Origin of the sequence: Streptomyces sp. LUP30 (assembly GCF_001746365.1) — a bacterium.
Classification (GTDB): Bacteria; Actinomycetota; Actinomycetes; order Streptomycetales; family Streptomycetaceae; genus Streptomyces.
Genome location: NZ_MJAJ01000018.1, coordinates 17,379 through 37,714 on the forward strand (window position 1 = coordinate 17,379; position 20,336 = coordinate 37,714).

At 72.9% G+C, this 20,336-nt stretch carries 19 protein-coding genes; 8 read left to right on the forward strand and 11 right to left on the reverse strand.

The genetic code is table 11. The features are described 5' to 3' along the window. Positions 1-182 precede the first annotated feature (182 nt). From BG482_RS16930 to BG482_RS16940, 3 genes are all read right to left on the reverse strand, one after another. Complete coding sequence (locus BG482_RS16930; protein WP_069769876.1) at positions 183-1,298, reverse strand: HAMP domain-containing sensor histidine kinase; 1,116 nt, start codon at positions 1,296-1,298, stop codon at positions 183-185. Beyond that, complete coding sequence (locus BG482_RS16935; protein WP_069769877.1) at positions 1,295-2,035, reverse strand: response regulator transcription factor; 741 nt, start codon at positions 2,033-2,035, stop codon at positions 1,295-1,297. The genes BG482_RS16930 and BG482_RS16935 overlap by 4 nt, the downstream gene beginning before the upstream one ends. A 122-nt stretch (positions 2,036-2,157) precedes the next feature. Continuing rightward, positions 2,158-2,844, reverse strand: a complete 687-nt coding sequence (locus BG482_RS16940) for a hypothetical protein (RefSeq protein WP_069769878.1) — start codon at positions 2,842-2,844, stop codon at positions 2,158-2,160. Positions 2,845-3,060: 216 nt separating this feature from the next. Between BG482_RS16940 and BG482_RS16945 the strand changes: the two genes are divergently transcribed. After that, on the forward strand, positions 3,061-3,915 hold the full coding sequence (locus BG482_RS16945) for a rhomboid-like protein (RefSeq protein WP_256096388.1): 855 nt from the start codon (positions 3,061-3,063) through the stop codon (positions 3,913-3,915). A 72-nt stretch (positions 3,916-3,987) separates the two neighbouring features. Here BG482_RS16945 and BG482_RS16950 read toward each other — a convergent pair whose 3' ends face one another. From BG482_RS16950 to BG482_RS16960, 3 genes are all read right to left on the reverse strand, one after another. Next, entirely contained in the window at positions 3,988-4,779 is a 792-nt protein-coding gene (locus BG482_RS16950; protein ID WP_069769879.1) for a GNAT family N-acetyltransferase, read from the reverse strand. A 38-nt stretch (positions 4,780-4,817) separates the two neighbouring features. Next, a complete protein-coding gene (locus BG482_RS16955) occupies positions 4,818-5,837 on the reverse strand; it encodes a DUF5954 family protein (protein ID WP_069769880.1) in 1,020 nt (339 codons plus the stop codon). Positions 5,838-5,967: 130 nt separating this feature from the next. Beyond that, positions 5,968-6,624 carry a GNAT family N-acetyltransferase gene (locus tag BG482_RS16960; RefSeq protein ID WP_069769881.1) on the reverse strand — a complete coding sequence of 219 codons (657 nt, stop codon included), beginning with the start codon at positions 6,622-6,624 and terminating at the stop codon, positions 5,968-5,970. Between the two features lie 190 nt (positions 6,625-6,814). Here BG482_RS16960 and lon point away from each other — a divergent pair, with 190 nt between their 5' ends. Together lon and BG482_RS16970 are read left to right on the forward strand one after the other, a co-directional pair. Next, positions 6,815-9,235, forward strand: coding sequence for an endopeptidase La (gene lon / locus BG482_RS16965; RefSeq protein WP_069769882.1), 2,421 nt, complete (start codon positions 6,815-6,817; stop codon positions 9,233-9,235). A gap of 155 nt (positions 9,236-9,390) precedes the next feature. Further along, entirely contained in the window at positions 9,391-9,873 is a 483-nt protein-coding gene (locus BG482_RS16970) for a MarR family winged helix-turn-helix transcriptional regulator (protein WP_069769883.1), read from the forward strand. A gap of 18 nt (positions 9,874-9,891) precedes the next feature. Here BG482_RS16970 and BG482_RS16975 read toward each other — a convergent pair whose 3' ends face one another. Further along, a complete protein-coding gene (locus tag BG482_RS16975; RefSeq protein ID WP_069769884.1) occupies positions 9,892-10,683 on the reverse strand; it encodes a hypothetical protein in 792 nt (263 codons plus the stop codon). A 356-nt stretch (positions 10,684-11,039) separates the two neighbouring features. On the opposite strand from BG482_RS16975, the gene BG482_RS16980 reads away from it, so the two are divergent. The 5 genes from BG482_RS16980 to BG482_RS17000 are packed head-to-tail and all read left to right on the forward strand — an operon-like array spanning position 11,040 to position 16,652. Then, positions 11,040-13,811, forward strand: coding sequence for a nitrate- and nitrite sensing domain-containing protein (locus BG482_RS16980; RefSeq protein ID WP_079141858.1), 2,772 nt, complete (start codon positions 11,040-11,042; stop codon positions 13,809-13,811). Continuing rightward, positions 13,808-14,311 carry a roadblock/LC7 domain-containing protein gene (locus BG482_RS16985; RefSeq protein ID WP_069769886.1) on the forward strand — a complete coding sequence of 168 codons (504 nt, stop codon included), beginning with the start codon at positions 13,808-13,810 and terminating at the stop codon, positions 14,309-14,311. Before BG482_RS16980 ends, BG482_RS16985 begins: the two co-directional genes overlap by 4 nt. Then, on the forward strand, positions 14,308-14,739 hold the full coding sequence (locus BG482_RS16990) for a DUF742 domain-containing protein (RefSeq protein ID WP_069769887.1): 432 nt from the start codon (positions 14,308-14,310) through the stop codon (positions 14,737-14,739). The genes BG482_RS16985 and BG482_RS16990 overlap by 4 nt, the downstream gene beginning before the upstream one ends. Continuing rightward, on the forward strand, positions 14,720-15,376 hold the full coding sequence (locus BG482_RS16995; RefSeq protein WP_069769888.1) for an ATP/GTP-binding protein: 657 nt from the start codon (positions 14,720-14,722) through the stop codon (positions 15,374-15,376). Before BG482_RS16990 ends, BG482_RS16995 begins: the two co-directional genes overlap by 20 nt. Before the next feature lie 22 nt (positions 15,377-15,398). Continuing rightward, positions 15,399-16,652, forward strand: a complete 1,254-nt coding sequence (locus tag BG482_RS17000) for a styrene monooxygenase/indole monooxygenase family protein (RefSeq protein ID WP_069769889.1) — start codon at positions 15,399-15,401, stop codon at positions 16,650-16,652. Here the strand turns inward: BG482_RS17000 and BG482_RS17005 are convergent. The 4 genes from BG482_RS17005 to BG482_RS17020 form a co-directional block, all read right to left on the reverse strand. Further along, positions 16,625-17,965, reverse strand: a complete 1,341-nt coding sequence (locus BG482_RS17005) for a C40 family peptidase (RefSeq protein WP_256096389.1) — start codon at positions 17,963-17,965, stop codon at positions 16,625-16,627. The two genes, BG482_RS17000 and BG482_RS17005, sit on opposite strands and share 28 nt — an antisense overlap. A 183-nt stretch (positions 17,966-18,148) precedes the next feature. Beyond that, positions 18,149-18,430: a hypothetical protein gene (locus BG482_RS17010; protein WP_069769890.1), complete on the reverse strand. Its 282-nt coding sequence runs from the start codon at positions 18,428-18,430 to the stop codon at positions 18,149-18,151. Positions 18,431-18,444: 14 nt separating this feature from the next. Continuing rightward, complete coding sequence (locus BG482_RS17015) at positions 18,445-19,095, reverse strand: TetR/AcrR family transcriptional regulator (RefSeq protein ID WP_069769891.1); 651 nt, start codon at positions 19,093-19,095, stop codon at positions 18,445-18,447. 170 nt (positions 19,096-19,265) lie between these two features. Then, positions 19,266-20,204, reverse strand: a complete 939-nt coding sequence (locus BG482_RS17020) for a diiron oxygenase (protein ID WP_069769892.1) — start codon at positions 20,202-20,204, stop codon at positions 19,266-19,268. Between the last annotated feature and the right edge of the window lie 132 nt (positions 20,205-20,336).

A 20,336-nucleotide genomic window follows, 5' to 3' on the forward strand; every position in this document is an offset into this window, starting at 1 on the left:
GTGTTTCGGGGGTGGAAATGGCGGGAAACAAGCGCGGTTGTGCGTCACCAGGGATGCGTGGGGGCGGACGGCACGCGCTCAGCATGCGTACCCGTGCCGACCTGCGCCGGTGTGCTGCCCGATGACACGTGTCCGGCTGCGCGGACGCACGTGGATCTTGAGGCTCCGGTGCGAACTTTACGTCAACTTGGAACGGAAGACTCTCCCGGAAGAGTGATAAGAATCCGGCAGCCCCGCTCGGATTCGGCCACTCCGATCCGGCCTCCGTGGAGATCGACCGCCCAACGGGCGATCGCCAGTCCCAGCCCCGTGCCGCCGTCGCTGCCCGGCCCGTGCGGCCGGCGGACTGCTCCCCGGTTGAACCGCTCGAACACGCGGTGCCACTCCGAGCGCGGAATGCCGGGCCCCTCGTCCAGGACCTCCAGCTCCAGCGACTCCGGCAGGGCCCCGCGCCGCGCCTTCACCGTCACCCGTCCGTGCGGCGGGCTGTGCTTGACCGCGTTGTCGATCAGGTTGGCGACGACCTGGTGGATGCGCTCCGGGTCCGCGTGCGCGGTCAGCTCCGGAGGGGTGACGTCCAGGTGCAGATGGACGTCCGTGCGGGTGTGGCTGCCGCCCGAGCCCATGGTGGCGCGGGCCGAGGCGACCATGTTGGCCTCCTTCAGCACGCCCGACAGATACGGCCACACCTCGAAGCGCCGTCTGCGCAGCGGGACGACGCCGTTGTCGAGCCGGGACAGGTCGAGGAGCGTCTCCACGAGCCGCCCGAGCCGCTCCGTCTGCTTCAGGGCGGTGCGCATCGTCTCGGTGTCGGCCTCGGCGATGCCGTCGACGACGTTCTCCAGGACGGCGCGCAGCCCCGCGATGGGCGTGCGCAGCTCGTGCGAGACGTTGGCCACCAGCTCCTTGCGGTGCCGGTCCTGCGCCTCCAGCTCGTCCGCCATGACGTTGATCGTCTGAGCGAGGTCGCCCAGCTCGTCACGGCGGTTCTCGCTCACCCGGCGGGTGTAGTCGCCGTGCGAGATCGACCGGGCGACCGTGTTCATCTCACCCAGGGGCGCGGTGAGCGAATGCGCCACGAACTGCGTGATGAGCAGGGTGGCGATCATCGAGAAGACGGTGATGAAGCGCAGCTCCGTCTTGGTGTGCACCGCGATCATCGACAGACCGGTGGTGATCAGCACCGAGATGACGACCAGCGCACCCAGTTTGGTCTTGATCGAGAACGGGCGTACGCCGCCCCAGGGCGCACCGGCTCCGGGGGCGGGGCTTCTCGGTCCGTCCGGCCCGGGACTCATGGCGTCGGGGTCTCCAGCGCGTAGCCGACGCCGTGCACCGTGCGGATCCGCTCGGCGCCGATCTTCCGCCGCAGCGCCTTGATGTGGCTGTCGACCGTGCGGGTGCCGGAGGCGTCCGCCCAGTCCCACACCTCGGCCAGGAGCTGCTCGCGGGAGAGCACCGCGCGCGGGGTGTTCGCCAGGCAGACCAGGAGGTCGAACTCGGTGGGCGTGAGGTGCACGTCCTCCGAGCGCACCCGCACCCGGCGCTGCGCGTGGTCGATCTCCAGCTCGCCGAGCCGCAGGATCCCGCTGCGCGGCGTCGTCGCCGCGATCGCGGCCCGCTCCACCCGGCGCAGCAGCACGTGCACGCGTGCCGCCAGCTCCCGCATCGAGAAGGGCTTGGTCATGTAGTCGTCGGCGCCCACGCCGAGACCGACCAGCATGTCGGTCTCGTCGTCGCGCGCGGTGAGCATCATGACCGGCACCGGACGGGCGGCCTGCACGCGGCGGCAGACCTCCAGGCCGTCGAAGCCGGGCAGCATGATGTCGAGAATCAGCAGGTCGGGCTGCCAGGCCTCTGCCGTGTCCACGGCCGCCGGACCGTCGCCCGCCGTTTGCACGAGGAATCCCTCGGCGCGCAGGCGGGCGGCGATGGCGTCGACGATCGTCGGGTCGTCCTCGACGACCAGGACGCGCCGCTGCGCGCCCGGAGTCGCCGTCGCCGCGGTGTTCTGTGCGGTGTGTGTCTGCTCCATCGCCCGCCCCTGAGTGTGCTTTCCGGAACCAGTGGGGTGGCCCCTTGATTGCGCATGACTGCGGTTGACGCCTAAATGATCGGCGTCAGGGATGCAGCGTACGGGGAGTCACCACGGCTTTGCTATCCAGGTCGGACGGCGAGATGCACGACGTCCGGCACGCCTCGGGCAACCGGGATCTCTTCGGTACGCACCCGTTGGAACCCGGCATTCCCCAAGGTTCCCTCGAATTCCGGAGAGGGCTGGGCCGACCACACCGCCAGTACCCCGCCCGGTCTCAACACCCGCGCGCAGCCTGCGAGTCCGGTCGGCGAGTAGAGGCTGTCGTTGCCCTCGGTCACGGTCCAGTCGGGCCCGTTGTCGATGTCCAGGCATACCGCGTCGAACGTGGCGGATGTCTCATTGACGAAGTCGAGCAGATCCGCTTCGACGATCTTCGTCCGCGGGTCGGCCAGGGCCGGGCCGGAAACGGCTGCCAGCGGCCCGTTCAGATGCCAGTCGATGACGGCGCGCTCGCGCTCCACCACCGTGACGGCGCTCCAGCGCGGATCGGCGGCGGCGTGTGCGAGGGAGAAGCCGACGCCCAGGCCGCCGATCAACAGGGCGGGGGCGGGGCGGTCGTCCAGCGTGTCCCGTGCCGCGTCGACCAGCAGCCGCTCCGAGCGGCCGTCCGAAGTGTCCATCAGGAAGCAGCCGTTGGCGATGATCTGGAGCAACTCGCCGTGCCGGCGCAGGACGACCTCGCCATGAGGGCCCTCGCGGCGGTCCAGGACCTCCGGTGCGCCGGGGATGTCGTACGGGATGGCCATCGGTCCATCCTGGCAGTTCCCTGACCGTTTGTTGAGGGAATTCCCTGGGCGTCGGACGAGGTTGACGCACGCCCGTTCGGGAACGGTGCGAGACGGATGAGAAAAAGCCCGGAGAACTCTCAGAGCTTCCTGTGAATCGGCGCGCACGTGGCGTCGGTCACAGACAGCGGACGCCCGGGCCGCGAAGGGTGGGGGAAACGGAAGGAGCGCCTCTCAGTGGAACGCACGGCCTCCCCCATGAGCCCGCCCCCGCCCGGCGCTCGTGAACTGCCCGGCGCTCGTGAACTGCCCGACGCGCGTGAACTGCCCGACATCCGCGAGCTGTCCGACGCCTGCGAGCTGTCCGACGTCCCGGGGCTCCTGGACGGCATACCGGGGCAGCGCACCCCGCCGCCCGTCCGGCCGCCTGTCCCGCCGCCCGCCGGGGCGAGCACCGGGCCCCGCGCCCGCACGAGGCGCCGGATCCCGGTTCCGGTTCCCTTCACTCTCGGCTACGCGGCCGTCCTCGCCGTCACCTCGTATCTCGCGGAGCACCTCGACCCCGCTCTCGTGTACACCCTGCTCCAGGGCTCCAGCACCGACGTGGCGCATCTGGTGCAGACGCCGGCGCCGGTGCTGGCCGCCAGCGCGCTGTGGGTGGCGGGCGGCTTCGCCTCGCCCTTCACGCTCGCCTTCCTGGTCGTCCTCACGGGGCTGGAACGGCGCGTCGGCGGCGCACGCACGGCCGTCGTCTTCCTGCTCGGCCATGTCCTGGCCACCCTCGCCACCGAGGTCCCGGTCGGCCTGGCCGTCCTGGTGGGGCGGCTGCCCGACAGCTCGCTGCACCGCCTCGACTACGGCATCAGCTTCGGCGTCGCCGCCTGCGTGGGCGCGCTGGCGGGGCTGCTGCGGCCATGGCTGCGCTGGCCCCTGCTGAGCGCCTTCGGTGCGATGCTGCTGCAGGACCTGCTCGCCTTCACCGACCCGATGACCGACTGGGGGCACCTGATCGCGCTGGCGATAGGCGTCGCCGCCTGGCCCTGGGTGCGCCGCTGGGACCGCGCCCGGCCGCCCGCCGCGTCCGCCGCCTGACCCGGGCGCCGCTTCCCTGGCGGCTCGGCCCGCCGTCCGGGCCGCGGCCGGCTCCGCCGCGCGATCGGCCGCTCACGGCGTCCGGACGTACGGCGTCAGCGTGGTGAGGGCGCGGAAACCCAGCGCGCGCAGCAGGGGCGCGCTGTCGGCCGAGGCGTCCACATGGACGTACGGGATGCCGCGCTCGGCCGCGAGAGCGAGGCGCGCGGCGACAGACGCCCGGTACAGGCCCCTGCCCCGCCACCCGGCGAGCGTCGCGCCGCCCATCAGCGTCGCGAACCGCGTGCCCGGGCGCACCGAAAACCAGGCCGCCGAGACCATCGCGCCGTCCGCCTCCGCCACCAGGATCACCGTGTCGTGCGGGCCGGAGGCGACCCGTGCGAGCAGATCGTCGCCGAGTCCGCTCAGGTCCAGCCCCCAGATCTCGGACTGCAGCGCCGCGACGGCCCGCAGGTCGGCCTCGGCGGTCACCCGGCGCAGCGTCACGCCCGGCGGCAGCGACGGACCGGCCCGGCGCGCGTCCACGTCCGCGACGACGGCGGCCAGGACCGTCTCGGGCGCCCCGGGCGTGAAGCCCGCCGCACGCAGCCGGTCCGGCAGGTCGGCCGGGAGGTCGTGGCCGCGCAGCCGCCACTCCACCGCCTCGCCGCGCGCGCCGAAGAACTCCCGCTGCCGGACGATGAGCTCGTCCAGCTCGCGACCGCTCAGCCCCAGGTCCCGTGGCGCGGTCAGCAGGGCCCGCAGCGGGCCCGCGATGCGGGTCGGCGGTCCGTCGGGCGCATGGAGGACCGCGGTGGGCGGAGCGCCCCGCAGCTCGGCGTCGTAGGCCCCGAGCAGGGTCCGCGTGATCGACGAGTCCGTCATGGACGAGGACGATAGGCGACGTCCGCGGCCGCCGGCGGTCACTCGTCGTACTGGACGGTGCCGTTCTCGTGCAGTGTCGGGTGGAGCTTCATGGGGCCGTACTCGTCGGCGTCCGAGGGGCGGGGCGGTTCCGGGCCGTCCGGGCCCAGGCGGACCATCCGCTCGACGCGGCAGATGCGGAACACCCGGCCCTCCACGCTCGCCTCGTCGGCCCGGCCGGCGCTGCGGAACGCCTCCGCGGCCCGCGCGTACAGGGCCTTCTTGCGCTCGTCGAAGCGGTACAGCATGGCCCACACGCGGGCCATGCCCTCGTACAGCGAGCGGCGGGCCTCGTGCGGGGTGGCCGTGAGGGAGCCGCACGGGGTCCAGCCCGAGTCGTCCCGTTCGGCCACCGAGAAGCCGACCGGCAGCCGGACCACGTCCGGGTGCGTCCGGGCCGCCCGCGCGGAGTCCGTCCGCACGTCGGCGGGGAAATGCGCCCCCGTGTACGTGAAGTCGCGCAGCCCCAGGCGCAGGGCGCCCGCCATCGGTCCCTCGTCCCGGTCGGGGTCGAGGACGAAGCCCACGTCGGGGGAGGGGACGGCGCAGGGCTCCTCCCACGACGGGTCGAGGGCTTCCGGGTCGGTGGGCCGGGGCGGCTCCAGGCCGTCGTCGCCGGTGCGGGCGAACTCGTCGCCGCGCACCACCCGGTAGCGCACCCCCAGCGCCTCCACCTCGTCGGCCGGGGCCCGCTCCAGCACGGCGACGGCCGCCAGCAGGGCGCGCCGGGCGGCCGGATCGCCCGCGCCGTCCTTCGCCTTGAACCACAGGTGGGAGTTCAGTCCGTCCCGGGCCTGCTGGGGCATGGTGTCGACCACCGGCTTCAGCAGCCGCCAGCGCGGCTCCGCGGCCGCCGGGTCCAGCCTGGCGACGCCGAAGACGGGCCCGCGCAGCGCGATGTGCGGATAGCGCCGGGACGCCTCGACGGCGTCCGCCTCCGTCACCCAGGCGACGGGGTCGTCCCGGCGGACCAGCTCCGCGTGCAGGGCGTCCAGGCGTCGCTTCCAGTCATCGGTCATACGCGCATTGTGGTCGGGCCGCAGGGCGGTACGGGGCGAATGCCGGAAGTGGGCGGGGTACGGGCAGGGGGCGTGAGGGGCGTGCCCCGTCGTGCGGCGCCCAGGGGTGCGCCCCCAGGGCCGCCGGACGTCACCTTCGTGCGGCTCCCGTGAACTTGGCGCTGGTCAACGGCGACTCGACGCGCCACCCCAGCGACTCGTACAGTGCCCGCCCCTGCGGTGTCGCCCCCAGAATGCCGGTCCGGGCGCCCTGCTCGGCCGCCGCGTGGTGCAGGGTGCGCATCACGAGGGCGCCGAGTCCGCGGCGGCGGTGGCCGGGGGAGGTCTCGATCTGGTCGACGACCGCCGTGACGCCCGTCGGGGCTGTCTGCCCGCGCGCCGCCAGGGAGCCGTCCGGGGCGGCGACCATCGTGCGCGTGACGCCGCCCCGTGACCAGGTGCGGGTCCGGTAGCCGTCGGGGGCGGGGCCGGGCGGGGTGTCCGGGAGCGGGGCCGTCATCAGGAAGCCGGGCTCGGGGTCGATCCACCAGCCGGGCCCCAGCCAGGGTCCGACCACGGCCGGGTCGGCGAACACCTTCAGCCAGACGCCGGCCCCCGTCACCGCGCCCGCCACGTTCCGCACGGTCGGCTCCGTCACCGCGTCGTTCGTGTCGCCGAGCACATGCCGGGTGGCGTGCTCGACGCCCGTTCCCACGTCGACGGTCCAGCCCCAGGGCTCGGCCACGGGCGGAGCCGCACCCCGCGACACGACCCACCCGTCCACCCATGCCTGGACGAAACGATCCATGCCGACCCCCTGAGCGCGGTTATGTAAGCGTCATACTGCCTGTTGAGCTATTACCTCCGACGGTATGCCCGAAGCGGTCCGCCGCGACAGCCTTGATCGCCCACAGCGAACGCGCGGGAGTTCGGGGAACATTCAAAGGCTCACGGGCATTGAGTCGGCATAGCTCAACTTGACTGCCGAAGGGGAGATCATGGCTTCGACGTCCGCACCGCTCACCTTGCCCGTATTGCCTCTCGATGACGAGGTCGTGCTCCCCGGCATGGTGGTTCCGCTGGACCTCAACGACACCGACGTACGCGCCGCGGTGGAGGCCGCACAGGCCGCCGCCCGTTCGGAACCGGGCAAGCCGCGCGTCCTGCTGGTGCCGCGCATCGACGGCACGTACGCGAGCACCGGTGTGCTCGGCACCGTCGAGCAGGTCGGCCGGCTGGCCGACGGCGACCCGGGCGCGCTCATCCGCGGCCGCGGCCGCGTGAAGATCGGCGCCGGCACCACCGGCCCCGGCGCCGCCCTCTGGGTGGAGGGGACCACGGTCGACCAGAACGTCCCCGACCCGCTGCCCGGCCACGTCGTCGAACTCGTCAAGGAGTACAAGGCGCTCGCCACCGCCTGGCTGCGCAAGCGCGGCGCCTGGCAGGTCGTCGACCGCGTCCAGGCCATCGACGACGTCCCCGCGCTCGCCGACAACTCCGGCTACTCGCCGTTCCTGACCACCGAACAGAAGGTGGAGCTCCTGGAGACCGCCGACCCGGTGGCCCGGCTGAAGCTCGCCACCCAGCAGCTGCGCGACCACCTCGCCGAACAGGACGTCGCCGAGACCATCGCCAAGGACGTCCAGGAAGGCGTCGACAAGCAGCAGCGCGAGTTCCTGCTGCGCCGTCAGCTCGAAGCCGTCCGCAAGGAACTGCGCGACCTCAACGGCGACGGCAAGGACGCGGCCGAGGAGTCCGACGACTACCGCGCCCGCGTGGAGGCCGCCGACCTGCCCGAGAAGGTCCGCGAGGCCGCCCTCAAGGAGGTCGACAAGCTGGAGCGCTCCAGCGACCAGTCGCCCGAGGGCTCCTGGATCCGCACCTGGCTGGACACCGTCCTCGAACTCCCTTGGAACGAACGCACCGAGGACGCCTACGACATCCAGGGCGCCAAGGGCGTGCTCGACGCCGAGCACGCGGGCCTGGAGGACGTGAAGGAGCGCATCACCGAGTACCTGGCCGTGCGCAAGCGCCGCAACGCCCGCGGCCTCGGGGTCGTCGGCGGCCGGCGCGGCGGCGCGGTCCTGGCCCTCGTCGGACCGCCCGGCGTCGGCAAGACCTCGCTCGGCGAGTCCGTCGCCCACGCCATGGGCCGCAAGTTCGTCCGCGTCGCCCTCGGCGGCGTCCGCGACGAGGCCGAGATCCGCGGCCACCGCCGTACCTACGTCGGCGCGCTGCCCGGCCGGATCGTGCGGGCGATCAAGGAGGCCGGGTCGATGAACCCGGTGGTCCTGCTCGACGAGATCGACAAGGTGGGCTCCGACTTCCGGGGCGACCCGGCGGCCGCCCTCCTCGAAGTGCTCGACCCGGCGCAGAACCACACCTTCCGCGACCACTACCTGGAGGTCGAGCTCGACCTGTCGGACGTGGTCTTCCTCGCCACCGCCAACGTGCTCGAAGCCATCCCCGAGGCCCTGCTCGACCGCATGGAACTGGTCCGCCTCGACGGCTACACCGAGGACGAGAAGGTCGTCATCGCCCGCGACCACCTGCTCCCGCGCCAGCTGGAGCGGGCGGGCCTGGACAGCGAGGAGGTCGTCCTCGAGGAGAGCGCGCTGCGCAAGCTGGCCGGCGAGTACACCCGCGAGGCCGGCGTGCGCACCCTGGAGCGGTCCCTGGCCCGGCTGCTGCGCAAGGTCGCGGCCCAGCACGAACTGGGCGAGCGGGAACTCCCCTTCACCGTCAGGGACGAGGACCTGCGCGCCCTGATCGGCCGGCCGCACCATGTGCCCGAGTCCGCCCAGGACCCGGCCGAGCGCCGGACCGCCGTCCCCGGGGTCGCCACCGGCCTCGCGGTCACCGGCGCCGGCGGCGACGTGCTGTACGTCGAGGCTTCGCTGGCCGACCCGGAGACGGGCGCGGCCGGCCTGACCCTGACCGGTCAGCTCGGCGACGTGATGAAGGAGTCGGCGCAGATCGCGCTCAGCTTCCTGCGCAGCCACGGCGCCGAACTGGAACTGCCGGTGGGCGACCTCAAGGACCGGGGCGTGCACATCCACTTCCCGGCGGGCGCGGTCCCCAAGGACGGCCCGAGCGCCGGCGTCACCATGACGACGGCCCTCGCCTCCCTGCTGTCCGGCCGGCTCGTCCGCACGGACGTGGCGATGACCGGCGAGGTCTCCCTGACCGGCCGGGTGCTGCCCATCGGCGGCGTGAAGCAGAAGCTGCTCGCCGCGCACCGGGCCGGGGTCACCACCGTGATCATCCCCAAGCGCAACGAGCCCGACCTGGACGACGTCCCCGCGGAGGTGCTGGACAAGCTCGACGTGCACGCCGTGACCGATGTCCGCCAGGTCCTGGAACTGGCGCTCGCGCCCGCCGTGAACGGCGCGGCGCCGGAGGTTCCCGTGGCGGCGTGACGGACGCCGCGGGACGGCACGGCCCGGGTCCCGTGAGGGAGGCCCGGGCCCTCGCCGTGTCCGGGACACGGCCCTGCGAAGCGCCGCCGACCTGTGCCTGGGGAATACTTGAGCGCTGCGCGACCGCGGCGACCGGTGAGATCAGGGGTGCTGACGTGCACGAGGACACGAACGACGACGCACGGTCGTCGCGCGGTGTGGAGCAGGGCGACCGGGAGTTCCTCTCCCTGGAGCGGGAGCTCACGGTGCTGCTGCGCCGCGCCCGTGCCAACCAGGGGGAGATGGCCCGCGAGGTCCATCCGGACCTGGAGTCCGCCGCCTACGGGCTGCTCGTCCGCCTCGAGGAGTGCGGCCGCCAGCGTGCCACGGAGCTCGCCGCCTACATCGGCGTCGGCAAGGCCACCATGTCCCGGCAGCTGCGGGCCCTGGAACAGCTCGGCCTGGTCGCCCGCGCACCGGACCCGGCGGACGGCCGCGCCTGGCTGGTCGACCTCACCGAGGAGGGCCGCAGCCGGGTGAGCCGGGTCCGCGAGGCCCGGCGCGAGCGGTACGTCAGCCACTTCTCCCATTGGGACCGCACCGAGGTCGCCGAGCTGGCCCGGCTGCTGCAGCAGCTGAACCGCGGCATGGAGAAGTAACCCCGGCCGGACGCCGTTTCACAGGTGCGCGTACACCACCGTCGCGTCGTCGTGTGTCTTCGCCCGGGCCAGGCGGGGGCGGCCGGCGTCGTCGTCCGCCCGTTCCAGTCGCCGGACCCGCTCCACCAGGGACCGGGCCCCCTCCTCGCGGACCAGGGCGAGCAGGTCGGACCAGTCGCCCTCGTGGAAGAGCTCCGTCCAGCGGGCGGCCCCGTCCGACAGGGCGGCCAGCGCGGCGACCTCGGCGCGTGGCACCGCGCCCGTCACCGCGCGGGCGGCCGCCGAAGGGTCGGCCGCGGCCGTGAAGAACCCGCCCTCCTTGTTGCGCAGGGTGCCGTCCACGACGGCGGCGCTCCGCAGCAGGGACCGCGGCAGCCTCGCGAGCCGGTCGTCGCGCACGGGGGCGACCCCGCCGTCCGGCGACGCCAGCAGGAGCGTCGCGTCGCACAGGACCAGGTACTCGACGCTCTCCGGCGACCACCGCGCGAGGACCACCGTGGCCTGCGGTGTGCGCGGGTGAGAAAGGTCACAGGTGTCCGCGTGGGCCGCGGCGGTGCGCGCGATGGCGAGGGCGAGCGCCTCGGTCAGGGGAACATCCGGGAGCGAAACGGTCAGTTCGGTCAGGGCGCCGCCCAGCCGTGCCGTGAACCAGGGGACCGAATGCAGACAGCCCGCGCCGTCCCGCGGCGGAGTCACCCCGTCCAGCAGGACGAGCGAACCGCCCTGCCCGGAGGCGGGAAGCCCGACGCTCGCGAAGTCCTCGTTGGGGCGGGCCGGATCGCCGCCGTCCGACACAAGTTCCGTGCGCATCCGGCCAGTCTGCACGACCCCTTCACAGCCTTCGCAAAAGGCTGGCATCACTCCCCGAACGGGCGCACCGCCGCAGGTCAGACGCCTGTTTTGGGCGGGAATGAAGCACTCCGGGAAGGCGTGGCGGCGAATACTGCCAAAGCCCGCCGCCCACGTCCAACCGGCCTGCCGGGCAAGGCCGCCGCACACGCCAGGGGAACTTGCCCGCCAACTCCCCTCCGATGTTCACTCCTTCGGGTGGCGGGGCAAGCGATGCGCGGACCCCGCACACCGGCACTGGGAGGGTCGGGAACCGTACCGGACGTACGCGCCAGTTGACGGAGCGTCATATCCGGCCCATGGGTAACGAGTCAGGAATGCGAGCACCGGTGCAGAAGACGCGGCCTCGGCGTACAGGCAGCCAGACGGCCTCCGAGGGGGGCGCGGAGCGCACCCCTGTCGGCAAGGGCCGCCCGACCCACGTACGCAACCGGCTGATCGTCGCGGTGGCCGTGGTGGCCGCCGCCATCGCCGGAGCCGGCGCGCCCTCGATCCTGGCCGCGTCCGGCCAGTTGAAGGACTCCCAGGATCTGGTCACCCTGGCCGAACAGTCCCAGGACGCCCTCGCCCTCGCCCAGTCCCTGGCGGACGAACGCGACGAGGTCACCACCTACGTGGCCGCCGGCCGCGTCAAGGCGAAGGCGCCCTCCCCGCAGGGCAGCGCCCGGGTCGACCGCCAGGCACGCGAGCTGACCACCGAGACGGACGTCTCCGCCGCGCTGCGCAAGGCCCTCGGCGCCGTTCCCTCCGTGCGGCAGTCGGCCCTCACCGGCAAGAGCACCGCGCTCCAGGCGCACCAGGGGTACTCCCAGGCCATCGCCGCGCTCCACGTCCTCGTCGACCGGCTGGCCGAGCAGATGCCGCCGCGCGCCGGATCCGGCGCGCACGCCCTCGCCGAGCTCGACAGCGCCGTCCAGCAGGCCTCCGCGACCCGGGGACTGCTCCTCGCGGCGCTGAACGTCCCCACCCGCGACGAGACCGCCTACGACCCCGTCACCGGCCGGTCGAGCACCGAGAAGGTCTCGTCCGACGCCGACACCGAGCAGCGCGACGCCCTCACCGCCGCCGCACAGCAGGCCCGGCTGCGCTCCGACGCCGCCCTCGCCGACTTCCGCGAGGGTGCGCCCGAGGACGCGGTGGCCTCCTACGACTCCACGGTCACCGGCGGCGACGTCGACGCCGCCGAGGCCTACCTCGCCTCCCTCACCGACCAGCCGGAGCTGAGCGGCCGCGACCTCGGCACCGGGGTCAAGAAGCTGGACGCCGCGCTCTCCGCCCGCCTCGACCTGATGCGCGGGGCCGAGTCCTCCCTGTACGGCCACCGGGTCGAGGATCTCGCCCGGCTGCGCGACGACGACGTCACCGGCCTGGAGATCCGCGTCGCCGTCCTCGGCGCGCTGATGCTGCTCGCCGTCGCCGTGGCCACCGGCATGGCACGCAGCCTCACCCGCCCGCTGTCCGTGCTGCGCAGGGGCTCGGCACGGCTGGCGGGGGCCGAGAACCCCGCGGCCGAGGAGCCGGTCGCCTTCACCGGCCGCAACGACGAGTTCGCCCAGGTCGTCCGCTCCGTCAACGCCCTGCACCAGCACGCCGTCGCCCTCCACGAGCGCGTCGCCACCCTGGAGTCCGACCGCAAGCACCTCGTGGGCCAGCGCCAGCGGATGGCCGACGCCCGCGAGGAACTGCGCGCCGAACTCGACTCCTCCGCCGCCCAGCTGGACGGCCTGCGGGACAGCATCAGCGGCACCTTCGTCAACCTCGCCCTGCGGACCCTCGGCCTGGTCGAGCGCCAACTCGCCGTCATCGAGGGCCTGGAGGAGAGGGAACAGGACCCCGACCGGCTGGCCACGCTCTTCAAGCTCGACCACTTCGCCACCGTCATGCGCCGGCACAGCGAGAACCTGCTGGTCCTGGCCGGCACGGAACACGTCCAGCAGCACGCGGGCCCCATCCCGCTGGTCGACGTGGTCCGCGCGGCGGTCAGCGAGATCGAGCGCTACGAGCGCGTACGCATCTCGGCGCTGCCACCGCACGCGCACGTGGCGGGCTTCGCCGCCGACGACCTCTCCCACCTGCTGGCCGAACTCATGGAGAACGCCACCGCGTTCTCCCCGCCGGACCTGCCCGTCGAGGTCTCCGGCTGGCTGCTGGAGAACGGTGAGGTCATGCTCTCCGTCCAGGACGAGGGCATCGGGATCCCGGACGACCGGCTCGGCCGGCTCAATGGCCGCCTCGCCGAGTTCGACCCCGAGACGCCGTACGACCAGGAGGGCGAGGAAGGACTCGGCCTCGGCCTGTACGTGGTGGCCCGGCTGGCCCACCGGCACGGGGTGCGGGTCCGGCTGCGCGAGCAGAAGCAGGGCGGGGTGGCCGCCGTCGTCGTCCTGCCGACCCAGCTCCTCGCCGCCGCCCCGGCCGCCGCGGTCCCCTCCTCGGCGCCGTCCGCCGCGGGCGCCCACGCCTTCTCCCTGCCCGGCGCCGACGCCGAGGCCAACTCCAACGTCCTGCCAGGGCGTTCGAAGCCCGCCGATCCACTGGTCGCGCTGGCCGAGAAGGCCGTACGCCAGGCGAAGAGCCCGGCGGAGTCGCCCGCCGAGACGACCATGGAACTCCTGCTGCCGATCCCCCCGGGGGAGCCCGGCACCGCGCAGGACGAGCACGCCCACGCGTCCGCCGCCGACCACGAGGACGCGTCCCAGGAGCCACCCGCACCCGCCGACGAGGCCGCCGCGGGCCAAGCCGGCACGGAACACGCCCGCACCCCCGACGCCCCGGAGGAACCCCTCACCGACAAGGGACTCCCCAAGCGCACACCCAAGATCACCGCACCCGCCCACGCCCCGCGCCAGCGGACCGCTTCGGTCGACGCGGACGCCCTCCGCCGCCGTCTGGGCGGTTTCCGCCGGGGGGCGGAGGCCGGCTACCGCGAGGTGGAGGCGGAGATCGCCGAGAAGACGGGCCAGAACCGGGTCCCGTCCCAAGAGGCAGTACGCGACACAGCACGGACCACCGCACGAAAAGCAGCTCAAGAAGCACACGCACACGCCGAAGAAGACACGGGGGGCACAGTCGAGGAGGCAAGTAGTTGACCGCGCCCAGTACCTTCGGACTGAGCAGTGAAGCCCGTAACCTGCACTGGCTGTTGACCAACCTCGTGGAGGAGGTCCCCGGCATCCAGTCCGTCGCCGTCGTGTCCTCGGACGGCCTGCTCCTGCTGTCCTCGGACGCAGCTCACAACGACGAGGCCCGCCAGGCCCGCGAGACCAAACCCTCCGGTCCGCGAGGCTCCTCCGCTGACCTCGCGACCATCGTCTCGGGCATCGGCAGCCTCACCATCGGCGCCGCCAAGCTCATGGCGTTCGGCGGGGTGAAACACACCATGATCGCGATGGACGAGGGCAGCCTCTTCGTCATGTCGATCAGCGACGGCTCGCTCCTGGGCGTGCACGGCTCCGCCGACTGCGACATGAGCGTGGTGGCGTACCACATGGCGCTCTTCGTGGGCCGCGCCGGACACGTCCTGACCCCCGAACTGCGCAGCGAGCTGCGGCAGTCGCTGGAGTCCGCCACCACGGGGAGCTTCGGATGAGCGCCGTCCCGCAGCAGCCGCAGGGCGGCAGGCAGCAGCTCCCGGTCCGCGGCGGCGACCGCAAACCCGCCCGGGTGCGCCCCTATTCGCTCACCGGCGGCCGCACCCGCTTCGGACACGTCCTTCTCGTCGAGACGTTCGTGGCGGCCCTGGAAGCCCCCGAGGAACGCAGGGAACTGACGAACGGGTCGCTCAAGTCGACGGTCATGCCGGAGCTGCGGGCCATCGTCGAACTGTGCCGCCGTATGCGCACGGTGGCCGAGATCGCCGCATTGCTGAAGATGCCGCTCGGAGTGGTCCGGGTGCTCCTCAGCGACCTCGCGGACCAGGGAAAGATCCGTGTGTACGGCACCGGTACCGCTCACGGTACGGGCCGTCCCGACCGCGCTCTGCTGGAAAGGGTGCTGAGTGGACTCCGTCGTCTCTGACGCCGCCTCCTCGTTCGGCGTCACCCCCCTCGTCGCGCCCGTGACCGAGCCCGACGAACCCCTGAAGCCGTGGCAGACGGACCGCACCCGCGCCCCCATAGCCACCAAGATCGTGGTGGCCGGCGGCTTCGGCGTCGGCAAGACCACCCTCGTCGGCACCGTCTCGGAGATCGAGCCCCTCCAGACCGAGGCGCTGATGACCGAGGCCAGCGAGGAGACCGACGACCTCACGGGCACGCCCGAGAAGACCACCACCACGGTCGCCATGGACTACGGCCGACTCACGCTCGACGACGACCTCGTGCTCTACCTGTTCGGGACGCCGGGCCAGCAGCGGTTCTGGTTCATGTGGGACGACCTGGTGCGCGGCGCGATCGGCGCGGTCGTGCTGGCCGACACCCGCCGTCTCAAGGACTGCTTCCCCGCCCTGGACTACTTCGAGAGCTGCGGACTGCCCTACGTCGTCGCCGTCAACCACTTCGACGGCAGCGAGCTGTTCGAGCCGGAGGACGTGCGGGAGGCGCTGACGATCCCCTCGCACATACCTGTCATGATCATGGATGCGCGGCGCCGGATCTCGGTGATCGAGACCCTTCTGGCCCTGGTCGGCCACGCGCTCGACGCAACCCCCGAGTAAGGCCCCTCAAGGAGTCCCCCGCATGCGGAAGATACTCGTCGTCGGAGCCGGCCAGTCCGGTCTCCAGCTCGCCCTCGGCCTCCAGTCGCACGGGTACGAGGTCACCCTGATGTCGAACCGGACGGCGGACGAGATCCGCTCCGGCCGGGTCATGTCGACGCAGTGCATGTTCGACACCGCCCTGCAGCACGAGCGCGACCTCCAGCTGAACTTCTGGGAGCAGCAGGCCCCGAAGATCGAGGGCCTCGGCGTCTCGGTCGCCGCCCCCGGCTCGCACGACCCGGGCCCCACCCAGCGCGCGATCGACTGGCTGGGCCGGCTCGACGGGCATGCGCAGTCCGTCGACCAGCGGGTGAAGATGGCCGGCTGGATGGAGACGTTCGCCCAGCGCGGCGGCCAGCTCGTCATCCACGGCGCGGCCGTCTCCGACCTCGACTACTTCTCCCGCGCCTACGACCTCGTCCTGGTCTCGGCCGGCAAGGGCGAGCTCGTCCAGATGTTCGGCCGCGACGCCGAGCGCTCGCCCTACCGCGAGCCGCAGCGCGCCCTCGCCGTCTCCTACGTCCACGGCCTGGGACCGCGCCCGGAGCACCCGGACACCGAGGCGGTCCGCTGCAACCTCGTCCCCGGCGTCGGCGAACTCTTCGTCATGCCCACGCTCACCACCTCCGGTCGTGCGGACATCCTGTTCTGGGAGGGCATACCCGGCGGCCCGCTGGACGTCTTCAACGGCGTCAAGGACCCCGCGGAGCACCTCTCCCTGACCCTGGAACTCATGGAGAAGTTCACGCCCTGGGAGTACGCGCGGGCCACCCGGGTCGAACTGACCGACGCCGGCGGCACCCTGGCCGGCCGCTACGCGCCCACCGTCCGCAACCCGATCGGCCGGCTCCCCGGCGGCGGTCTGGTGCTCGGCGTCGCCGACGTCGTCGTCGCCAACGACCCGATCACCGGACAGGGCTCCAACTCCGCCGCCAAGTGCGCGGCCGCCTACCTCGCGTCGATCCTGGAGCGCGGCGAGAAGGAGTTCGACGAGGAGTGGATGAGCGCGACGTTCGACCGGTACTGGGACACCGCGCAGCACGTCACCAAGTGGACCAACGCGATGCTGGCCCCGCCGCCGGAGCACATCGTCAACCTGCTGGGCGCGGCCGGGCAGCTGCAGCCCGCGGCTGATCGTTTCGCCAACGCGTTCAACGACCCGGCCGACTTCGAGAACTTCTTCTACGAGCCCGACAAAACGGCCGCCTACCTGGGCTCGCTGACCGGAGCCTGACGAGCCGGCGCCGCTCCCGCCCCGGCCGCCGCGGGCGGGAGCCTCGGCGGCCGGTACCGCCGCAGGGGCGCGCCGCCCGGATCCGGACGCACCGCGCCGAGCACCGGGTTGGACGCCAGCGGGGAGACCTTCACCTTCTCGCCGGTCCGCGGGGCCTGCACCACCATGCCCTGCCCGAGATACATCGCCACATGCGTCGCCTCCGGGAAGTAGATCACCAGGTCGCCCGGACGCAGCTCCTTCAGCGGGATCCGCTTCAGCCGCGCCCACTGCTCCTCGCTGGTCCGGGGGACCGGGGTCCCGGCCTGCCCCCAGGCCTGCGAGGTCAGGCCGGAGCAGTCGTACGACCTCGGCCCCTGTGCGCCCCATTCGTACGGCTTGCCGAGCTGGCGCACCGCGTACCGCACGGCCTTCTCGCCCTCCTCGGACGGCTTGCCGTCGTCGCCGAGCGCACCGGACGCCACGAGCTTCTCCTGCGCCCGCGCCACCCCGTCGCGCTCCAACGCGGCGAGCGCGGTGAGCTGCTCGGCGGTGAGCGAGGCCAGGAGCTTCTGGACGTCGTCCAGGCGCCGGCGCACGTCGTCGCGCTCCTTCTTCCTGCGCGCGGCGAGGGTGAGCTGGCCGTCGAGGGCGGCGCGGGCCCGGCGGGCCAGCCCGGCGGCCCGGCGCTCGCCGTTCTCCAGCCGCCCGACCGTCTCCTCCCGCTCGCGGGCCAGCCGGCCGATCACATGCCCCTGGTCGAGGGCGTGCTGCGGATCCCTGGCGAGCAGCAGCCGTACGTAGGGGGAGAGGGCGGTGCTGCCCTGGTACTGCTGGCGGGCGAGACGTCCGGCCGCGCCGCGGCTGTCGTGCAGCGAGAGCCGGGCCTTCGCCAGGTCGCCGTCCAGCCGCCCGGTCTCGGCCCGCCGCCTTTGCAGCTCCTCCTCGGTGGCGTTGTAGGCCTCGGTGGCCGCCTCGGCCTCCCGGTACAGCCGCTGAAGGTCCGTCAGCAACTCGGCGACGGTCCGCCCGCCGGAGCCGGAGCCGGAACCGGCACCCGAGCTGGAACCGGGATCCGGGGCGTCGGGGGCGTCCGCTCCGGTTGCCGACGACCCTCTCGGGTCCGTATCCGTATCCGTATCCGCATCCGAAGCCGGGTCCAGGTCCGACTGTGGGTCCGGGGCGGGGTCCGGGGTCCGCGGTGCGGCCGTCGTCCGTTCGCCGGCCCCCGGTGGCTCCGTGGTGGCCACGGCGAGTCCGGGAGCCAGCACGGTCTGCGCGGCGAGCGCCGCCGTGGAGACCGTACAGACCAGACGCAGCAGTCTTCCTGACACGTCATCACCTCCGCTGCGGAGTGGCCCCTCCACCCCGCAGGGCGAGCATCAGGCGTGCGCGCGCAGTCCGCGCGCCGGGCGTGCGCGGTTCGGCGCAACGACGTCACCCGTCGGCGTCGTCCCGCCGTCCCTCCGGCGTGGCGTCGGGCGTGGCGCGCGGACGGTCCTCCTGCCCGCCCCGGGTCACGCGTCCGGTCGCGCCCCGGGCTTGGACCAGGGCCACCGCAGCCGCCCGCTCCCCTCCGCGTCGGGGTCGAACTCGTACTTCCAGCCCCGGGGCAGCCCGAGCCGCCTGCTGTGCCCGCGGGGCACGCGCCGGTAGACCAGGACGGTCGGCGGACCCCCGGCCGGGCCGGGCAGGGGAATACGGTACGTCTTGGGCGGGTGCCCGGTGGGACCCAGCAGCACGGGCAGCACCCGGCCGTCCATGGGTCCGCCCTCGAAGGGGGTGTCTTCGCTCTTCACCGCACCAGTGTCGATCAGGTCTCCGTGCTCAGCGCACCCCGGACCAGTTCGGCGGTCTGCGCGTCCCGCGTCGCGGTCACCGCGAGGACGGCGACGAACTGGTCGACCAGCCAGTCCCGCAGCTCGTCGGCGGGCGGCTGCTTGTCCTCGTCGAGCCAGATGAGGGACGCCGCCTCGACGGCCGTGATCCACATCCGCACGGTCATCCGGAGCCGAGGCCCGGGGTCCGGAACCCCGAGGTGGCGGTAGATGGCCTCGGCGGCGGCCCGCCGCACGCCGTCGACGATGGCGGTCGTCCGGGAGGTCTCCACGACGCTGCCGCCCTGCAGCAGTGCACTGAATCCGGCGTCATGGCGGCCGACGAAGGTCAGATAGCGGTCGAGGACGCGGGCGAGGCGGGGGAGGAGCGGCCCGTCCTGGGGCTCGTCGAAGCAGTGGTGCAGCTCCTCGGCGGCGGAGCGCAGAGCGGCCTCGTAGAGCTGCTGCTTGCCGCCGGGGAAGTACCGGTAGACGAGCGGCCGGGACACCCCGGCGGCCTCCGCCACGTCGTCCAGCGAGACGTCCTCGGGAACGCGGTGCGCGAAGAGCGACAGCGCCGCGTCGAGAAGCTGACTGCGACGCTCCTCGACGCTGAGACGACGGTAGGCGGGGGCGGCTGGCGTCATGACGAGCAGCGTAATCGCCCCCGCAGCCCGACGCCCCGCCCCCGGCCCTCGCCCGGACGAGACGTCCGCCCCCGGCCGGACGGGACTCCCCGCCCCCGGCTCGCGCCGGATGACGCACCCCGGCCCGGTCGGACGAGGCCACGGCTCGACGACCCGGCGACCCGGCGAGGTCAGGCGAGCAGGCCCGAGGACTTCCACAGGCGGCGGCCCACTCCGCGCAGTACGCCTATGTCGTCCAGGAAGTCCGTCAGCCGCTTCGCTCCCGACTGCATGACCTCCCGGCGGTGCCCGCTCGCCTGGACCTGTGCCACGGCCTCGCGGCGGTCCAGGCCCACGTTCCGGTAGACCTCGGGGTTCACGAAGGCCACGGAGAACACCCGGGCGAACTCACCGGACGTGACGCGGGTGAACTCCTGCGACCACCTCGGCGCCGTCACCATCTGGCGGCGCAGCTCCTCCCGCGCGTAGCGCACATGCCGGGCCTCCTCCACGACATGGATCCGGGTGACGCCCCGGACCAGCGGCTGGACCCGCTCGTCGGGGAAGGTCAGCCGCTGCATCCAGTCGAGGACCTCCTCGCCGAGCAGGGTCGCGGTGAAGGAGCCGGGGGTCGTGGAGACCGTCTTGAACAGGCGGCCCATGTTCTGGTGAGCCCGGCTCACCGGGTACACGGGCGTGCCGCCGCGCTCGATGAGCCGGGCGAACATCTTCGAGTGCCGGCACTCGTCCTCGATCTCGGTCAGCGCGTACCGCACGTGCGCGCTCGTCGCGGCCTTGTCGTAGATGTGCCGCACGAGCAGCTGCATGAGGATGATCTCGAACCAGATGCCGAGCGAGGCGAGCGCGGCGGCCTCGTGCCGGGACAGCAGGATCCGCTGCTCCTCGCTCATCCGCCGCCACATCGGGGTGTCGTACAGCGACACGAGCTCCGGCGGCCAGAACCACTTGCCGTCCTCGAAGGGCGCGTCCCAGTCCAGCTCCTTGTCCGGGTCGAAGGAGTGCTTGGCGGAGGACGCGAGCAGTCGCTCGGCCACCTGCTCCCGGTCCTTGAGCAGGCCCAGCGCGTCCCGCAGCCCTTCCAGCGCGTCGGCATCCGTGAGGGTCGTCATGGCTCTTATGAGACTGCTTGTCAGCAAGGCCGTCAATCCCCCGGACGCCACTTCTTGCCAAGTCCTTCAGTCCCGGGGAGTCCCTCCCGCCGGAGGCCCACCGGTCGGAACCCCTCCGGTCGGACCCGGGAG

Excerpts from the sequence above, each read along its gene's own strand:
- BG482_RS16950 (WP_069769879.1), bottom strand. The coding sequence starts at position 4,779 with ATGACGGACTCGTCGATCACGCGGACCCTGCTCGGGGCCTACGACGCC.
- BG482_RS17015 (WP_069769891.1), bottom strand. The coding sequence starts at position 19,095 with ATGACGCCAGCCGCCCCCGCCTACCGTCGTCTCAGCGTCGAGGAGCGT.
- BG482_RS16940 (WP_069769878.1), bottom strand. The coding sequence starts at position 2,844 with ATGGCCATCCCGTACGACATCCCCGGCGCACCGGAGGTCCTGGACCGC.
- BG482_RS16975 (WP_069769884.1), bottom strand. The coding sequence starts at position 10,683 with ATGCGCACGGAACTTGTGTCGGACGGCGGCGATCCGGCCCGCCCCAAC.
- BG482_RS17000 (WP_069769889.1), top strand. The coding sequence starts at position 15,399 with ATGCGGAAGATACTCGTCGTCGGAGCCGGCCAGTCCGGTCTCCAGCTC.
- BG482_RS17020 (WP_069769892.1), bottom strand. The coding sequence starts at position 20,204 with ATGACGACCCTCACGGATGCCGACGCGCTGGAAGGGCTGCGGGACGCG.
- BG482_RS16980 (WP_079141858.1), top strand. The coding sequence starts at position 11,040 with ATGCGAGCACCGGTGCAGAAGACGCGGCCTCGGCGTACAGGCAGCCAG.
- BG482_RS16955 (WP_069769880.1), bottom strand. The coding sequence starts at position 5,837 with ATGACCGATGACTGGAAGCGACGCCTGGACGCCCTGCACGCGGAGCTG.
- BG482_RS16930 (WP_069769876.1), bottom strand. The coding sequence starts at position 1,298 with ATGAGTCCCGGGCCGGACGGACCGAGAAGCCCCGCCCCCGGAGCCGGT.
- BG482_RS16935 (WP_069769877.1), bottom strand. The coding sequence starts at position 2,035 with ATGGAGCAGACACACACCGCACAGAACACCGCGGCGACGGCGACTCCG.
- lon (WP_069769882.1), top strand. The coding sequence starts at position 6,815 with ATGGCTTCGACGTCCGCACCGCTCACCTTGCCCGTATTGCCTCTCGAT.
- BG482_RS16960 (WP_069769881.1), bottom strand. The coding sequence starts at position 6,624 with ATGGATCGTTTCGTCCAGGCATGGGTGGACGGGTGGGTCGTGTCGCGG.
- BG482_RS16990 (WP_069769887.1), top strand. The coding sequence starts at position 14,308 with ATGAGCGCCGTCCCGCAGCAGCCGCAGGGCGGCAGGCAGCAGCTCCCG.